The 15,314-nt window shown below is 64.6% G+C and carries 14 protein-coding genes; 9 read left to right on the top strand and 5 right to left on the bottom strand.

The features are described from left to right. Window positions 1-167: 167 nt before the first annotated feature. The 4 genes from ligK to K4G53_RS01605 are packed head-to-tail and all read right to left on the bottom strand — an operon-like array spanning window position 168 to window position 4,064. Window positions 168-851 carry a 4-carboxy-4-hydroxy-2-oxoadipate aldolase/oxaloacetate decarboxylase gene (gene ligK, locus K4G53_RS01620; RefSeq protein ID WP_221383757.1) on the bottom strand — a complete coding sequence of 228 codons (684 nt, stop codon included), beginning with the start codon at window positions 849-851 and terminating at the stop codon, window positions 168-170. A 20-nt stretch (window positions 852-871) separates the two neighbouring features. Then, window positions 872-1,897 carry an amidohydrolase family protein gene (locus tag K4G53_RS01615; protein ID WP_221383756.1) on the bottom strand — a complete coding sequence of 342 codons (1,026 nt, stop codon included), beginning with the start codon at window positions 1,895-1,897 and terminating at the stop codon, window positions 872-874. Next, window positions 1,894-3,078, bottom strand: coding sequence for a 4-oxalomesaconate tautomerase (locus K4G53_RS01610; protein WP_308287796.1), 1,185 nt, complete (start codon window positions 3,076-3,078; stop codon window positions 1,894-1,896). The genes K4G53_RS01615 and K4G53_RS01610 overlap by 4 nt, the downstream gene beginning before the upstream one ends. Before the next feature lie 23 nt (window positions 3,079-3,101). Then, a complete protein-coding gene (locus K4G53_RS01605) occupies window positions 3,102-4,064 on the bottom strand; it encodes a VOC family protein (RefSeq protein ID WP_221383754.1) in 963 nt (320 codons plus the stop codon). A 229-nt stretch (window positions 4,065-4,293) separates the two neighbouring features. On the opposite strand from K4G53_RS01605, the gene K4G53_RS01600 reads away from it, so the two are divergent. The 9 genes from K4G53_RS01600 (at window position 4,294) to K4G53_RS01560 (ending at window position 14,686) form a co-directional block, all read left to right on the top strand. After that, window positions 4,294-5,265, top strand: a complete 972-nt coding sequence (locus K4G53_RS01600; protein ID WP_221383753.1) for an ABC transporter substrate-binding protein — start codon at window positions 4,294-4,296, stop codon at window positions 5,263-5,265. Beyond that, the gene (locus K4G53_RS01595; RefSeq protein ID WP_221383752.1) at window positions 5,262-6,029 is read left to right on the top strand and encodes an ABC transporter permease; all 768 of its coding nucleotides are present in this window, start codon (window positions 5,262-5,264) and stop codon (window positions 6,027-6,029) included. The genes K4G53_RS01600 and K4G53_RS01595 overlap by 4 nt, the downstream gene beginning before the upstream one ends. Continuing rightward, window positions 6,026-6,799 carry an ABC transporter permease gene (locus K4G53_RS01590; RefSeq protein WP_221383751.1) on the top strand — a complete coding sequence of 258 codons (774 nt, stop codon included), beginning with the start codon at window positions 6,026-6,028 and terminating at the stop codon, window positions 6,797-6,799. Before K4G53_RS01595 ends, K4G53_RS01590 begins: the two co-directional genes overlap by 4 nt. A gap of 67 nt (window positions 6,800-6,866) precedes the next feature. Continuing rightward, complete coding sequence (locus K4G53_RS01585) at window positions 6,867-7,658, top strand: ABC transporter ATP-binding protein (protein WP_221383760.1); 792 nt, start codon at window positions 6,867-6,869, stop codon at window positions 7,656-7,658. Window positions 7,659-7,811: 153 nt separating this feature from the next. After that, the gene (locus tag K4G53_RS01580) at window positions 7,812-8,438 is read left to right on the top strand and encodes a GntR family transcriptional regulator (RefSeq protein WP_221383750.1); all 627 of its coding nucleotides are present in this window, start codon (window positions 7,812-7,814) and stop codon (window positions 8,436-8,438) included. 171 nt (window positions 8,439-8,609) lie between these two features. Continuing rightward, window positions 8,610-9,956, top strand: a complete 1,347-nt coding sequence (locus K4G53_RS01575; protein ID WP_260323032.1) for an aromatic acid/H+ symport family MFS transporter — start codon at window positions 8,610-8,612, stop codon at window positions 9,954-9,956. Between the two features lie 308 nt (window positions 9,957-10,264). Further along, the gene (locus tag K4G53_RS01570) at window positions 10,265-11,983 is read left to right on the top strand and encodes a tannase/feruloyl esterase family alpha/beta hydrolase (RefSeq protein ID WP_221383749.1); all 1,719 of its coding nucleotides are present in this window, start codon (window positions 10,265-10,267) and stop codon (window positions 11,981-11,983) included. A 124-nt stretch (window positions 11,984-12,107) separates the two neighbouring features. Next, on the top strand, window positions 12,108-13,295 hold the full coding sequence (locus tag K4G53_RS01565; RefSeq protein WP_260323031.1) for a DUF3500 domain-containing protein: 1,188 nt from the start codon (window positions 12,108-12,110) through the stop codon (window positions 13,293-13,295). Then, window positions 13,295-14,686 (top strand): HupE/UreJ family protein, encoded by a 1,392-nt coding sequence (locus K4G53_RS01560; protein WP_221383748.1) that lies wholly within the window; start codon window positions 13,295-13,297, stop codon window positions 14,684-14,686. Before K4G53_RS01565 ends, K4G53_RS01560 begins: the two co-directional genes overlap by 1 nt. Before the next feature lie 212 nt (window positions 14,687-14,898). Here the strand turns inward: K4G53_RS01560 and K4G53_RS01555 are convergent. Beyond that, a partial coding sequence (locus K4G53_RS01555) for an MFS transporter (RefSeq protein ID WP_221383747.1) occupies window positions 14,899-15,314 on the bottom strand: 416 nt, incomplete at its 5' end.

Here is a 15,314-nt window from a genome sequence, read left to right as displayed (position 1 = left end):
TCCGTTCAGGAGCGAACGGGAATTCCGTGCCGGGGCCGAAGACGTGGCAGTGGGCGTCCACCGCGCCCGCCGGAAGTTTGAAGCGGGGCGTGGACGGGTTGCTGTACCAGTCGAGCCAGCCAGGTGTCTTGGTGAAGGCGGTTTCCATGGGGTTCCTTTGGGTGGCTTCAGTCGATGTAGCGTAGGCCTGCGGCTTCGAGGGAGCCGCGCATGTTGTAGATGTCGAGTCCGAGTTCTCCGTTGGCGAAGCGTTGGCGCTTGGTCTCTTCGTTGTCCTCGCGTTTGCGGGCTGCTTCGGCTACTTCGGCTGCGCGGGTGGCGGGGACGACGACGACGCCGTCGACGTCGGCGATCACCACGTCGCCGGGGTTGACGAGGGCGTTGGCGCAGACGACGGGGATGTTGACGGAGCCGAGGGTGGCTTTGACGGTGCCTTTGGAGTTGATGGCGCGGCTGAAGACGGGGAAGTTCATCTCCTGGAGGGTGGCGACGTCGCGGCAGCCGCCGTCGATGATCAAGCCTTTCGCGCCGCGGGCCTGCAGGGAGGTGGCCAGGAGGTCTCCGAAGAAGCCGTCTTCGCTTTCGGTGGTGCACGCTGCGACGACGACGTCGCCGGGCTTGACCTGTTCGGCGGCGACGTGCATCATCCAGTTGTCCCCGGGCTGGAGCAGCACGGTTACTGCTGTCCCGCACATGGTGGCTCCCGGGTAGACGGGGCGGATGTAGGGGCGCATGAGGCCCAGGCGGCCCATGGCTTCGTGGATGGTGCTGACGCCGAACGTGGAGAGCGCTTTGACGTCCTGTTCAGCTGCTCGGGTGATGGTGGTATGGACTACGCCGAGTTCCTGCATTGTTTTTGGCTCCTGGATGGCTAGCGGCCCTGCTGCTTAAGCAGGGCGTTGAGGCGGGGGTAGACGGTACGGGCGTTGTGTTCCTGGATGGCGGCCTGGTCCGCTGCGTCCAGGCCGGCCGCGTCGAGGTAGCGTGCCGTGTCGTCGAAGTTGTGTCCTGTGCAGGGGTCGATGTCGCGGACGGCGCCGATCATTTCGGACGCGAACAGGATGTTCCTGGTGGGCATGACGTCCAGGAGCAGGTCGATGCCGGGCTGGTGGTAGACGCAGGTGTCGAAGAAGACGTTGCGCAGCAGGTGCTCTTCCAGGGCGGGCTTTCCCAGCGCCATGGCCAGGCCGCGGAAGCGTCCCCAGTGGTAGGGGACGGCTCCGCCGCCGTGCGGGATGACCAGTTTCAGGGTGGGGAAGTCTTTGAAGAGGTCGCCTTGGATGAGTTGCATGACGGCGGTGGTGTCGGCGTTGAGGTAGTGGGCGCCGGTGGTGTGGAAGGCGGGGTTGATGCTGGTGCTGACGTGGACCATGGCGGGGATGTCGTACTCCACCATTTTCTCGTAGATCGGGTACCAGTGCCGGTCCGTGAGGGGCGGCGCGGTCCAGTGCCCGCCGGACGGGTCGGGGTTCAGGTTCAGGGCCACGGCACCGTATTCCTCCACGCAGCGGGTGAGCTCCGGGAGGCAGGTTGCCGGATCGACGCCGGGGGACTGGGGCAGCATGGCGGCCGGGACGAAGCGTTCGGGGTAGAGCTGGCTGACCCGGTAGCAGAGCTCGTTGCAGATCGCCGCCCACTCGGCAGAGGTCTCAAAGGAACCGATGTGGTGGGCCATGAAAGATGCCCGGGGTGAGAAGACGGTCAGGTCGATGCCGCGTTCGTCCATGAGCCGCAGCTGGTTCGCCTCGATGCTTTCGCGCAGGTCGTCGTCGGAAATCTTCAGTTCCGCCGGGGACGGCGCCGCGGACGGATCGTTCAGGGCTGCGATTTGCCGGTCACGCCATTGCCCGAGCGCCGTGGGTGCTGTGGTGTAGTGGCCGTGAATGTCGATGATCATCGGATGCTGTACTCCGGGTCAGAGGTGAGGTGGGTGGGGATCATGACGTTCCCGGCCATGATCAGCCGTGCGGTCCGGATGAGTGCGGACTTGAGTACTTTGGTAGGGTCTGCGGGGTCGAGGCCGAGCTGGACGGTGAATTCGCCGCTGGGGTGTTCGACCGACACGGTTACGTCGGCCCCCTGTTCAAGGACCGCGACGTCGTCTGCCACGGTCCCGTTCAGGGTGGCTGCGGTGGCGGCAGTGACCGCGGCGAGCACGCCGATGGATTCGTGGCAGACGTGCGGGATGAAGCTGCGCGTGTTGATCGCCCCGCCTTGCGCGGGCGGTGACACGAGGGTCATTTTCGGGTAGTTCCTGTCCGTCACGTCCCCGAGGCCCATGAGCTTCCCGCAAGCCAGCCGCAGGTCCTCCAGCCGGGCCTTCAGCTCGGCGTCCTTATTGAGCTCGACGACCGATTCATGGCCGGTGCGGCCCAGGTCGCGGGCATTGACGATTACCAAGGGCATTCCGTTGTCGATGCAGGTCACGTCCACCGGCCCCACGCCGGACACCTGGACGGTATCGCGGAGGTTCCCGGTTGGCAGCAGGGAGTCGCAGACAGATCCGGCGGTGTCCAGGAAGTTGATGGTCACCGGCGCGGCCGTGCCCGGAACGCCGTCGATCCTGGCGTCACCGACGTAGTCGACGTAGCGGCCGTCCTCGCCGAGCGGAGTCTGCACGGTGATCTCCGCGATCATGCCAGTGTTCAGGGTGAGGACCCGCGCGGTGGTGGTATCGCCGCCGGGCGCCAGGAGACCTGACTCGATCGCGAAGGGGACCACCGCTGCGAGCATGTTTCCACAGTTCGGGGTGGTGTCCACCAGGTCGCTGTCGGGCTGGAGCTGGGCGAACAGGAACTCCAGGTCCACCCCGTCCTGGCCGCTGACGGAGACGATCCCGGCTTTGCTGGTCAGTGGATGGGCCCCGCCGAGACCATCGATCTGCCGGGGGTCAGGGGATCCCATGGCCGCGAGCAGCACGGCATCACGGGCGGCCGTGTCCGTGGGCAGGTCGGCGCCCCGGAAGTAGGGGCCCTTGGAGGTCCCGCCCCGCATGAACCAGCATGGCACCGCCAGCTGTCCGCCGGCGCGGCGTGGTCCCGGAGCGAGGCTGCTGCTGGGGGATACGGGGTGGGACACGGGTTTCTCCTTGGGGCTCTTGTCTAGTGGGCGGGGACGGCCACGGGCGGGGTGCCGTGGGTGTGGAAGGTTTCGATGGTCTTCATGCCCCAGGCCTGGCCTTTGGCGCGGTCCGCTTCGGTCCATTCCACGGTCTTCCAGTCCGGGGCCAGGATCATTCGGGCACCGGAGTTGCAGAACTCGATCCGGTTTCCGCCAGGTTCGTAGACGTACAGGAAGAAGGTCTGCTGGATGGCGTGCTTGTGCGGGCCGGATTCGATGTGGATCCCGTTCTCGAGGAAGATGTCCGCAGCCTTCAGGATGTCCTCGCGGGTATCCGTAGCGAAAGCGATGTGGTGCAGCCGGCCGTTGCTGCCGGTCCAGTCCTCGCTGTAGACAAGGTCGTAGGACTTGTTGGTGAAGGTGAACCACTGGGCGCCCAGCTTGCCGCTGTTGAGCCGGATCTGTTCGGTGGCGCGGCCGCCCAGGTTCTCCGCCACGAAGTTGCCGTTGAGTGTGACGTCGGCGGCGAGGAAGTTCACGTGGTCCAGTCGCCGTGCGTTGACGCCGCGGCCCGGAAACCGGGATGCCTGGTTTCTCAGGGCGGGCCGGGTGTCCTCGCTGGGCACGTGCCATTCGGTGTCGAAATAGATGTCCATCGGGTGCCCGTCCGGGTCGGTAAGGGCGTAGGTCTTGCCGATGCCGGGCTCTCCGTCGTGCCATCCGATGCCGTGACCGCTGGCTTCGATAGCCGCGACGCGGCGCTGGAGTGCTTCCTCGCTGGAGGCGCGCAGGGCGACTTTGCCGACGCCGGACGTCGGAGCTGCCGTCAGCTTAATGGTGTGGTGCTCGTAGTCATCCCAGGCGTGGAGGTACGCGGAGTCTCCTTCACGTGCCACCTCCTGCATGGCCAGCAGTTCGGTGAAGAACCACAGGCTCTTGTCGAATTCGGGAGTCAGCAGTTCGACGTGGCCCAGGTGTGCCACGTCGTGAAAGGCGTCAGTCATCGTTGTCCTTGTCATCCGGGGGAGGGGGCGTCCGCCGAACGACGCCGTTGCTTTGAGTTTGGCAGGCGAGGAAAGTGATTGTCAACAATTTAGCCAACAAAATGTGGGCCACGAGCAGGTGTTATGAAGATCACCATTATCTATTACTAAATTGTTGACAATCAAGGGGGTGGCCCGTAGCTTGATGCTGTTCGCAGTGACGCGCACCACAACTACTTAGAGGAATGACATGAAGTCGTACACCGCCGTATTGGCCGCAGCCGCCCTCCTTCTGACCGCCGGCTGTTCATCGGCGCCGCTTTCCCAGAGCCAGGCGTCGGGAACTGCCGCCGCCGGCGGGGAGCAGAAGATCCAGGTGGGGGTCATTCCCATCGTGGACGTGGCTCCCATTTACCTCGGGCAGCAGCAGGGCTTCTTCAAGGATGAAGGCCTTGCCCTCGACCTGGTCCCTGCCCAGGGTGGCGCGGCGATTGTTCCGGCCGTGACCAGCGGAACCATGGATTTTGGGTTCAGTAATGTTTCGTCCCTGCTGCTGGCTAAGTCAAAGGGGCTGGACATTAAGGTCGTCTCAGCGGGCAACAGCTCAACCGGGCAGCAGGGCAAGGACTTCGGCGGCATCCTGGTGGGCAAGGACAGCACCATCAGCTCAGCTGCAGGCCTGGCGGGCAAGACTGTTGCCGTCAACACACTGAACAACATCAACGACACCACCGTCCGCGAATCGGTGCACAAAGCCGACGGTGACCCCTCCACCGTCAAGTTCGTGGAGCTGGCCTTCCCGGACATGCAGGCTGCCTTGGAGCGCGGACAGGTGGACGCCGTCCAGGTCGTGGAGCCGTTCCTGACAACGGGCACCGGTGCCGGTGACAAGCTGCTCTCCTCCAACTACGTCGACACCGCGAAGGACCTCACCGTCGGCACGTACTTCACCACCGGCAGCAACGTCTCCGGCAAGCCGGATGTCGTGAAGAAGTTCACCGCGGCGATGGAGAAATCGCTCAAGTATGCCCAGGACAACCCGGACGCGGTCCGCAAGGTCCTGCCCACCTACACCAAGATTGACGCCGCCACGGCAGACAAGCTGGTCCTCCCGTCCTTCTCCGCTGACGTGAACCGCGCGTCCGTTGAGCAATTGGTTACGCTGTCCAAGGGTGACGGGTTGCTGAAGGACGACGTGAAGCTGGACGAGCTCCTCCCGTGAGCAAAAAGGTTCTCGGCATCGCCGGCATCCTTGGCTTCCTCCTGACCTGGGAACTCATTCCCCGCTTGGGAATCATTGAAGCCCGGTTCCTGCCGCCGGCATCCGACGTCATCGCCGCCCTCGCCGGCTACGTTCCGCTGACCGCGTTTTGGGGCGCGGTCAGCGAGACGCTGCTGGCCTGGTTCCTGGGGCTGACGGCAGCGGTGGCCCTCGCCGTCGTCCTCGGTTTCGTTGTTGGTTCCTCCCCGTTCCTGCGGCGCTGCACCAACTCCACCGTGGAATTCCTCCGCCCCATCCCGTCCGTCGCGTTGATCCCGCTGGCAGTCCTGCTGTTCGGCGTCAAGATCCAGTCCTCACTGATGCTGATCATCTATGCCTCCTTCTGGCAGGTGTTCATCCAGGTGCTGTACGGGGTGGCTGATGTGGACAATGTGGCCATGCAGACGGCCAGAAGCTACGGGCTCAAGACTGCGGCACGGGTACGGCACGTGGTCTTTCCCACGGCACTGCCCTACCTCATGACCGGTGTCCGCCTGGCCGCCTCCGTCGCGTTGATCCTGGCCATCACCGCCGAACTGGTGATCGGTTCCCCAGGGCTGGGCCGGGAAATTGCCCTTGCCCAGTCAGGAGGGGCGATCTCCGGAATGTACGCGCTGATCCTGACCACCGGGCTGATCGGCGTCGTCATCAATCTGCTGATGAGGCTCGTTGAGCGCAGGACGCTCTCCTGGCACTCGTCCATCCGTTCCGAGGTGATCGTATGAGAATCGCAAAAGGCCTGCTCTACGCCCTGGGCCTGCCCGCCTTGCTGGTGCTGGCCTGGTGGGCGGGCACAACCGGCGCAAAGAACTTCTTCGTCCCCACGCCGGGAGCGTTGGTCTCCACGTTCACCGACACCTGGTTCGGAAACCGCATCCTCACGGATGTCCTGCCCAGCCTGGGCCGGCTGTTCGTAGGAGTGCTCTCAGCCATCATCCTGGGCATCCTGGCCGGCCTCCTGATCGGCTCCGTGCGTTGGCTCCGGGCTCTGACCGAACCGGTCCTGGAGTTCTTCCGAGCCGTTCCACCGCCGGTGCTGGTGCCGGTGCTGATGCTCCTGATGTGCATCACCGATGGCATGAAGGTGGCAGTCATCATTTCCGGCTGCATCTGGCCGGTACTGCTGAACACCATTGAGGGCGTCCGGGCCATCGACGGCGTCCTGTCCGATTCCGCCCGCACCTACGGCATCAGCGGCTGGGCGCGCGTACGCTACCTGGTCCTGCCGTCGGCCGGACCCCAGGTCATGGCGGGCGTGCGGCAGTGCCTTTCCATCGGACTCATCCTGATGGTCATCTCCGAAATGTTTGCCTCCTCCTCCGGGCTTGGCTTCACCATCGTGCAGTTCCAGCGTTCCTTTGCCGTGCCCGAAATGTGGTCCGGCATCGTCATCCTGGGCCTGATCGGCGTGGCCATGTCCCTCATCTTCCAATTCACCGAGCGCCACATCCTGCGCTGGTACCACGGCCTGCGAGAGGTAGAAAATGCAGCCTGACATCAACGAACACACCCGCAGCGCTGATGCGCCCGGCGCAGGCCGAGTCCTGGCCGAAGGAACCGCCATGCTGTCCGTCCGCAATCTCAAAAAGGTCTACCAGACCGACGGCAGGCCGGTGGAAGCGGTGCGGAACCTGACCTTCGACCTCCGGCCCGGAGAACTGGCCTGCCTCGTCGGCCCCTCCGGCTCCGGCAAGACCACCCTGCTCAAATGCATCTCGGGCCTTATGGCTCCAACTGAAGGAGAGGTCCTGCTGGACGGCGCCAAAGTCACCGGGCCGCCAAAGAAGATGGCTGTCGTATTCCAGGAATACGGCCGTTCACTCTTTCCGTGGATGCGCGTGCGTGAAAACGTGGAACTTCCGCTGAAAAACCAGGGGATGGCAAAACCGGAACGCGACCGGCTGGTAGATGAGGCGCTGGAGGCAGTGGGCCTGTCCCACGTCCCCAAGTCCTATCCCTGGCAGCTCTCCGGCGGGATGCAGCAGCGCGTGGCGATCGCCAGGGCGGTGGCCTACCAGCCCGAGGTGCTCCTCATGGATGAGCCCTTCGCCGCCGTCGACGCACAGACCCGCGCCGACCTCGAGGACCTGATCCGCGCCGTATGGAAGAAACTCGGCGTTACGGTCCTGTTCGTCACCCACGACATCGACGAATCCGTCTACCTGGGGGAGCGGGTCATCATCCTCTCCAGCTCCCCGACGGTGGTTCAGGAAGACCTGCTCATCGACCTTCCGGCCGAGCGGGACCAGCTCAACACCAGGGCCCTGCCCCGCTTCACCGAACTGCGCCATCATGTGTACGAACAGATACAGCTCGCCAAGACCGGGCAGCGTCCTGCCGCGGCATCACGCTGACAGATTCGCTGTGGGACGGAATGGAAGCGCGATGTGCAGTACCCTGAGTAATCAGATTGTTAGCAATGCCGGCCGGTCAAGGCCGCCGGCCGGGAGGCATGAGACGTGGAAACCCTGGACCAAGTGCCTGGCCGCCAGACGGCGGAACGGAGCATGACCGCCACGGAACTGGCGGAGCAGCTGCGCACGGCCATTGTCAGCGGCGAACTGGTACCCAACCAGCGGCTCGTGGAGGCCGATCTTGCAGCCGAATACGGTGCAAGCCGCGGCAACGTCCGGGTCGCCCTGTCTGAACTGAGCGTCGAAGGCCTCGTCGAACGGGTTCAAAACCGCGGTGCCCGGGTGCGGGCAGTGTCCGTGGACGAGGCAGTGGAAATCACCGAGGTCCGTGCCGCGCTCGAGGGACTCTGTGCCCGCAAGGCGGCCGAGCGCATCACAGAGCCGGAAATCGCCGAGCTGCAGGAACTGGCGGTACGCATGAAAGACGCTGTCGACCGCGGTGACCGCGAGTCCTACTCGGAAGCAAACCAGGCGTTGCACGCCAGGATCATCGCCATCAGCGCACAGCAGACCGCAGCCGCCACCATTCAGCGCCTCCGCGGCCAGGCCGTCCGGTTCCAGTTCCGGCTGGCCCGCCAGCCGGGACGCCCGGCCGTATCGCTGCCCCAGCACCTGGCAATCATCGATGCGGTGTGCGCCCACGACGCAGACGCGGCTGCCGAAGCCATGCGCGTGCACCTGGAAAGCGTGGCGGACGTGATCCGCGCCAGCAATACCTAGCCGCATCCAAGTGAGCAAAGCCGCTTCCCACACCTGGGGGAGGCGGCTTTGCTCATTCTTGCCACTAGCGACCAAGGATTGTTAGCAATCTAGTTGACGTGATTGTTCTCACTGACTAAGGTGATCTAAAGCCCAATCGGCTCCTCAACACCCCCTCCCGAAAGGACAGCAATGATGCTTCCTGCCACCCGCCCATTGGCGTCAGCCGCCCGTGTGGTAACCCTCGTCGTTGCCCTCTGCTGGCTGCTCGTATTCTTCGACGGACTGGACCTGTTCATCTACGGTGCCGCCCTGCCCGACATGCTCGCCGACAAGGGACTGGGCATAACGCCCTCCTCCGCCGGGGACATCGGCAGCGTGGCCACCTTCGGCATGCTGATCGGGGCGCTGTGCGCCGGCATCGTGACGGACCGGATCGGACGGAAAAAAGTCCTGGTGCTTTGCTGCGTCCTGTTCTCCGTCGCTTCCGGCGTGTGTGCCATTGCCCCGGACGTGACCACCTTCGGCTCCGCCCGGCTGGTCGCAGGCCTGGGCCTGGGAGGGCTGCTGCCCACGGCCATCGCCCTGGTCGCGGAATTCGCTCCCGCCGGCCGCCGGAACCTGCTGATCGGTGTCCTGATGACGGCCCACCAGGCCGGCGGGATTGCCGCCTCCACCCTGGGCATCTGGCTGCTGGAGGACTTCGGCTGGCGCATCGTGTTCCTGATCGGCGTCCTCCCGCTCGTGGTGGCCGTTCCGTTCGTTATGGCGTACATGCCTGAATCACTGGCCTTCCTGATCTCCAAGGGACGCAGCCAGGCTGCGGAAAAGGTCTCCCGGAAATTCGGCATCCCCGTCCCGGCTGTTGAGGAAAAGGTCGCCGGCGCTCCCCGCGGGGCGGCCCTGGCCCAGCTCTTCACGCGCGGCCGGCGCAGCGTCACCATCCTCTTCTGGCTCACGTCCTTTGCAGGGCTGCTGCTGGTCTACGGCGTCAGCACCTGGCTGCCCTCCCTGATGCGCTCCGAGGGATACAACCTGGGCTCCGCCCTCGCGTTCCTGCTGGTCATCAACGGCGGCGGCATCGTGGGCATGCTTGTCGCCGGCCGGATCGCCGACCGTTTCGGCCCTGTCCGGGTGGCTGCAATCTGGTTCGCCCTGACCGCGGCAAGTGTCTACTCCCTTGGCGTACACCTCCCCCTCGCGGCCACCTATGCACTGGTCTTTGCGGCCGGCGTCTTCCTCTTCAGCGCACAAACCATGGTCTACGCAGCCGCGGCCCACGTGTACCCCACCTCCAGCCGGGCCACCGCCATCGGATGGACCACCGGCATCGGCCGCTTCGGAGCGGTATTCGGCCCCTGGATGGGCGGCCAGCTGTTCGCGGCAGGCAACCAGGGCTGGGGCTTCAGCATTTTCGCCTTCGCCGCCCTGTTCGCCACCGCCACCCTGCTGCTCCTGGCGATGGTTGCCCGCAGCCAGCGGGGATCAGAAGACGGGGTCTTGGATTCGTCCAGGCAGCCCTCACTGTCCGCAAGCTGACGCCACACCAAAGCCCCGCTGCCCGGCCTTCACGGACGGGCGGCGGGGCTTTCCGCTTGCGAGGACGGGCACAAGATTAACAATTCCTCTTTACAGATTGTTAACAACATCGGTAGCGTCCTCTTAACGTCGTCGCATCCGCGACCCCGCGCCACTGACTCAAGGGAGAGCCAATGTATTTTTCCTGGCCAAGCGGCAGAAGCCGAAACAGGAGTCTGCAGAACCGGACACGATGGAGGACCGGCCTGCTGTCAGGGATGTCAGCCCTCGCCATCACGGGCGCCGCCCTGATACCGGCTGTGGGAGCCATGGCAGCACCAGCTGCCCCAGCACAGGCCCCGTCGGGACCGGCAGTAACAGCCCAGGGACTGCAGGACCTGCCCAAGCTCGCCCCGGTCATGGCGTGTTCAGACGTGACCGGCCTGGACCTCAGCGCCGCTGCAGGAGCACCGGTGAGCATTTCGTCCGCCACCGCCGTCACCAGCGGCACGACGGCCCCTTACTGTGAAGTCCAGGGCACCGTCGCTCCCGCCGATACCATCGTGGTCCGGCTGCCGCTCAACGGGTGGAGCCAAAGGTATGTCCAAACAGGCTGTGGCGGACTGTGCGGCCGCGCAGCAATCAACCCAGGGCAGGCCGCAGGATGTTCTGTCATCGAGGACGGCTCCGTCGCCACCGCCACCACCGATATGGGCCACCAGGGCCAAAATGACGGTTCGTGGGCTGCCAACAATCCACAGGCGCAGATTGACTTCGCATACCGCGGTGTCCACGTGACGGCCACGACCGCCAAGGCACTCATTGCGAAGTTCTACGGTCAGCAGGCGGCCTTTTCCTACTTCACCGGCTGCTCAGACGGCGGACGCGAGGCCCTCATGGAGGCCCAGCGCTACCCCGACGATTTCGACGGCATCGCCGCCGGCGCCCCTGCCAACAACATGGCGGTCCAGAACACCTACCACCACGCCTGGAACGTCCTCGCCAACAAGGACGCCAGCGGCAACTACATTCTGCTCGCCGACAAACTGCCGCTGATCCACAACGCTGTCCTAAGCGCATGTGATGCCCTCGACGGTGTCACCGACGGCGTCCTCACCGATCCGCGCCTGTGCAACTTTGACCCGGCGTCGCTGTTGTGCTCTTCCGGCCAGGACCCTGCATCCTGTCTCACGGCCGAGGAAGCCGCAGTGGTCAAGCGGCTGCATGAGGGCGCCGTCGACGAACAGGGGCAGAAGCTCGAACCGGAAATCGCCCACGAATGGGGCTCAGAACTGGCATGGACACTCTTCATCCCCACAGCCCAGGGACAGACGGTGCCGAGCGAAAACTTCGCCCTGTCCTACCTCCGCTACCTCGCTGATCCCAACAATCCCCGCCCGAACTTCCAGCTCACCGACCTCCAGTTCACCAAGAAAGCCTTCTGGGACACCATGCAGTCCTCAAGCTACATGTCCGCCCTGGACCCTGACCTCAGCGACTTCCAGAAGGACGGCGGAAAACTGCTGCTGTGGCACGGCTGGAACGACCAGCACATCTCCCCGCAGTCCACACTTGCCTACTACGACGCGGTCAAGCAGACCGTGGGAGCAAAGGCCACGGACAGTTTCGCCAAACTCTTCATGTTCCCCGGCGTTGAGCACTGCAGCGGCGGTGCCGGCCCCAACACCTTTGACGTGCTGACCCCTGTCATGGCCTGGGTGGAAAGCGGAAAGGCCCCCAGCGCGGTGATGGCATCGAAAGCCGCCACCACCCAGGACCCGGTAGTCACCACACGGCCCGTCTACCCTTACCCGGCAGTTGCGAAATACGACGGCAGCGGCAGCACCGACGACGCCGCCAACTACTCTTCGTTCACCCCTGCCAAAGACGCAGGCCCCGGGTACGACTGGGTGGGTAAGAAGCTGTACTCATCCGACTACCAGACCTGGTGCAGCGCCAACGGAACACAACTGGTCTGCACCGCGGAAAAACCTGGCCAAACGTGGCTTGAACGACTCGCCCAGCGAGCCCAGTCACGCCCAGCCTGAGTACTAAGAACGGGGGGCCGGCCGGCGTTGTGGCCGGCCCCCACTGTCTAAGGCGTCCGGATTTCTAATGCCGCGCACAGCTTCGCCATGGGACCGGGAAAGGAACGCCCCGTAGCTTGATGGCATGCCAACAGAAACCACTTCGCCCTCCGTCTCCCAGCCCATGTCCCGCCGCGCCCTGCTCGGCGGGATCCCGGTTGCAGCCCTTTTCGCCCTTGCAGCATGCTCATCGAATTCCACAACGTCCTCCGGTCAGGCATCGGCACCGACGACCGCCGCGACCTCGGCAACAGCCACGCCCACGGGATCGGCCGCTGCCTCGACCGCAGCGTCCGGCACCGTGGCCAAACTCGCCCAGGCCTTCCAAGCCACACTTGGCAGCGACCTGCAGGCACAGCTGCTGCAGGACTACACCCTTGCCAACGCCAAACTCTGGTCCAACCTGCCCCAAGGCCTACTGGGCGGAGGAATGGCCGGCGGCCCCATGGGCGGAAGTACGGGAGCCCGGATCGGCCTGTCCCTCGGTGACCTGAACGCCGCCCAATTGCAGGCCTTCAACGCACTCCTCAAAGCAGCAACCGGCAGCACCAGCGGTCTCGGATACGACGAGATCCAACAGCACCTGAACGCCGATGACTACCTGGCCGACAACGGGGGCGGCAACGAGTACGGCCGCGCCAACTACTACATCGCCTTCCTCGGAACCCCTGCTGACTCCGGCACCTGGGAGTTCCAGTTCGGCGGCCACCACCTCGCCGTGGCCAACACCTACGTGAACGGCACACTCGCAGGCGCCACACCGTCATTCCGCGGCATCGAACCCAACTCCTCGTTCCAGCTCAACGGAACCACCAACCAGCCCATGGCGGCCAAGGAAGCCGCGCTGGCAGCCCTCCTCGCAGGCCTCTCGGCCGAGCAACTGGCATCGGCCAAACTGAGCAAGACCTACAGCGACCTGCTCCTGGGACCGGGCAAGGACTGGGCCTTCCCGGCCACCCAGGAAGGCCTGAAACTGTCCACCCTGTCCGTGGACCAGAAGAAGCTGGCCCTCGCCGCCATGGCCGGCTACGTCAACGACATATCCGACGCTGAAGCTGCCGCCATCCTCAAACGGTACGAAAGCGAAATCGATGACACCTACCTCGCCTACTCCGGCACCGCAGCCTTAACGGCGCGCAACGATTACATCCGCGTCGACGGTCCCTCCGTCTGGATCGAGTTCTCCATGCAACGGGGGATCGTGCTCTCCGGCAACCATCCGCACTCCGTGTGGCGCGACCGCAAGACCGACTATGGCGGAACCAAGAGCTGATGCCCGCCTTTCGACCCGTGGCGGCCAGGAGAAACCTGGAGCCAAAAACGCGGCTCAGGGTCCTCCTGGCGGCCCTGGCCGTCATGATGTCGGCGATAGTCTTTGGAGCCGCGCCCGCATACGCACACGTCCTCCCCACGTCCAGCGTCCAGCTGGACGTGCGGGAGGACGTCATCGATGCCACCGCCAAAATTCCGATGGATGACCTTGAAGCCGCGCTCGGGCTGGATCTAGGGGACCAATCTGCCGCCACGGTAGCCGGTAACGCCGCAGCTATCTCCGCTTACCTCCTCCAGCATTTCGCTCCTACCAGTGACGACGGCCAGGCATGGACCGTTCAGCTCAACGGCCTGGGCGCAACCGAGGCGGGGGACACGTCAACAACCGGGCTGTACCAGGAACTGGATGCCACCTTCACGCTCACCCCGCCGGCAGGAAGCGACGCGCGCTCCTTCAACCTGGGTTACAGCGCCGTGGTGGATCAAGTCGTCACCCACGTCGTCCTGGTGAGCGTGGACTCCGGCTGGTCCGCGGGAGTGGTCGCACCCTACGCAGCGGGAACCATCCGGCTCGATACGGTCTCGGGGCAGGTGACCCCACTCCACATGAGCCTGGGCCAAGGAAACAACGTCAGCGGATTCCTCAGTATGTTCGTCCTGGGCGTCCAACACATCCAGGAGGGGACCGACCATCAATTGTTCCTGCTGACGCTCCTTGTCCCAGCACCCCTGATCGCAGGCGCCCGGCGCTGGGCCCGGCCTGCGCCGGTGAAGAAGGCGGTGCGCCGCATCGCCGCAATCACCTTGGCCTTCACCATCGGCCATTCCGCCACACTGGCTCTCGGCGCGCTTGGCATGCCCGTGCCCACTGGCGTCATCGAGGCATCGATTGCTGTAAGTATCCTCATCGCGGCCATCCACGCAATCAGGCCCGTCTTCGCGGGAAAGGAGATCTTTGTGGCGGGCTTTTTCGGATTGGTCCATGGTCTCGCGTTCTCCGAGACACTCCGCGGACTGGACCTCACAGGACCCCGGCTCGCCCTATCACTCCTCGGATTCAACCTCGGTATCGAAGCGATGCAACTGACGGTGGTGGCATTGGTCCTGCCACCCCTGCTTGTGCTCGCAAGCACTGGCCACTATCGCCGCCTGCGGATCCTCGCGGCCTCGGCCGCCGGTATCGCCGCCGTCGGATGGCTCGCAGCCCGTCTTGGCCTCCCGAACACCGTCGCGGACCTCGCCGATAATCTTGGTGTGATGTCACTGCCCGTGATTGCCCTGCTGTGGCTCGGGGCGGCAACCACTCTCGTACGAAGCTGCCGACGTAAACGCAGGTCACCTGCGTTCGTGCCGGATCCCGCCGGCTCCCCAGCTGCAGTCTCATCGACCTAGGGGCCATACGCTGGCACACCCATCGCATGTGCAGTGACGCGGGCAGTTCGAGGAGACACCCGGAAAGGGCTTGAAAGGGTTGAGGGCCCGGACGTCGTGTACTAAGGCGTCCAGGCCCTCTCGAGAACGAAATGAGTCAGCCCTGGATCGTGTTCTTTTTCAGTCGGGAGTACCCGTTCTTGCTGATCGGGGCTACATTAGCGCAGCAGTCGTTAGTGGCGTTGCCCGCCATCCTGGGTGATAACGGAGTTGGTTCCGTCAACAGGGCCGGCGGTAGGGTTGGCACCGGTCATGGCGGAGAGGCGTGCCTTCTGGGTGGCTGGGCCGAAGATGGCCAATGCGACTGCGCCGAACAGCCAGGTGCCGGCGATGAAGAGGAAGACGCTCTGGTAGCCGCTGCCGTTGTAAAGAGCCGCGATGATCAGGGGACCGGCTGCGTTGGAGAGGCGTCCCAGGCCGTAGGAGACGCCTGTGCCCATGGAGCGTCCGGTGGTGTCGAACAGTTCGGGGGAGTAGGCGTAGGCCAGTGCGGTGTAGCCGCGTTCGAACAGGTTGACCAGGAAGCCGAACATGACGATGAGGCCGGGGTTGAACGTGAGGCCGTAGAGAAGGCCGCAGACGGCGATGA

The organism is Arthrobacter sp. MAHUQ-56 (assembly GCF_019710585.1).
Lineage (GTDB): Bacteria > Actinomycetota > Actinomycetes > Actinomycetales > Micrococcaceae > Arthrobacter.
Note: the sequence above shows the minus strand (reverse complement) of the source record. Positions and strands in the feature narration are given on the sequence as shown.

Coding starts and splice junctions, on each gene's coding strand:
- ligK (WP_221383757.1), bottom strand. CDS start 851: ATGCAGGAACTCGGCGTAGTCCATACCACCATCACCCGAGCAGCTGAA.
- K4G53_RS01615 (WP_221383756.1), bottom strand. CDS start 1,897: ATGATCATCGACATTCACGGCCACTACACCACAGCACCCACGGCGCTC.
- K4G53_RS01605 (WP_221383754.1), bottom strand. CDS start 4,064: ATGACTGACGCCTTTCACGACGTGGCACACCTGGGCCACGTCGAACTG.
- K4G53_RS01600 (WP_221383753.1), top strand. CDS start 4,294: ATGAAGTCGTACACCGCCGTATTGGCCGCAGCCGCCCTCCTTCTGACC.
- K4G53_RS01590 (WP_221383751.1), top strand. CDS start 6,026: ATGAGAATCGCAAAAGGCCTGCTCTACGCCCTGGGCCTGCCCGCCTTG.
- K4G53_RS01585 (WP_221383760.1), top strand. CDS start 6,867: ATGCTGTCCGTCCGCAATCTCAAAAAGGTCTACCAGACCGACGGCAGG.
- K4G53_RS01580 (WP_221383750.1), top strand. CDS start 7,812: ATGACCGCCACGGAACTGGCGGAGCAGCTGCGCACGGCCATTGTCAGC.
- K4G53_RS01575 (WP_260323032.1), top strand. CDS start 8,610: ATGATGCTTCCTGCCACCCGCCCATTGGCGTCAGCCGCCCGTGTGGTA.
- K4G53_RS01570 (WP_221383749.1), top strand. CDS start 10,265: ATGGCAGCACCAGCTGCCCCAGCACAGGCCCCGTCGGGACCGGCAGTA.
- K4G53_RS01565 (WP_260323031.1), top strand. CDS start 12,108: ATGCCAACAGAAACCACTTCGCCCTCCGTCTCCCAGCCCATGTCCCGC.
- K4G53_RS01560 (WP_221383748.1), top strand. CDS start 13,295: ATGCCCGCCTTTCGACCCGTGGCGGCCAGGAGAAACCTGGAGCCAAAA.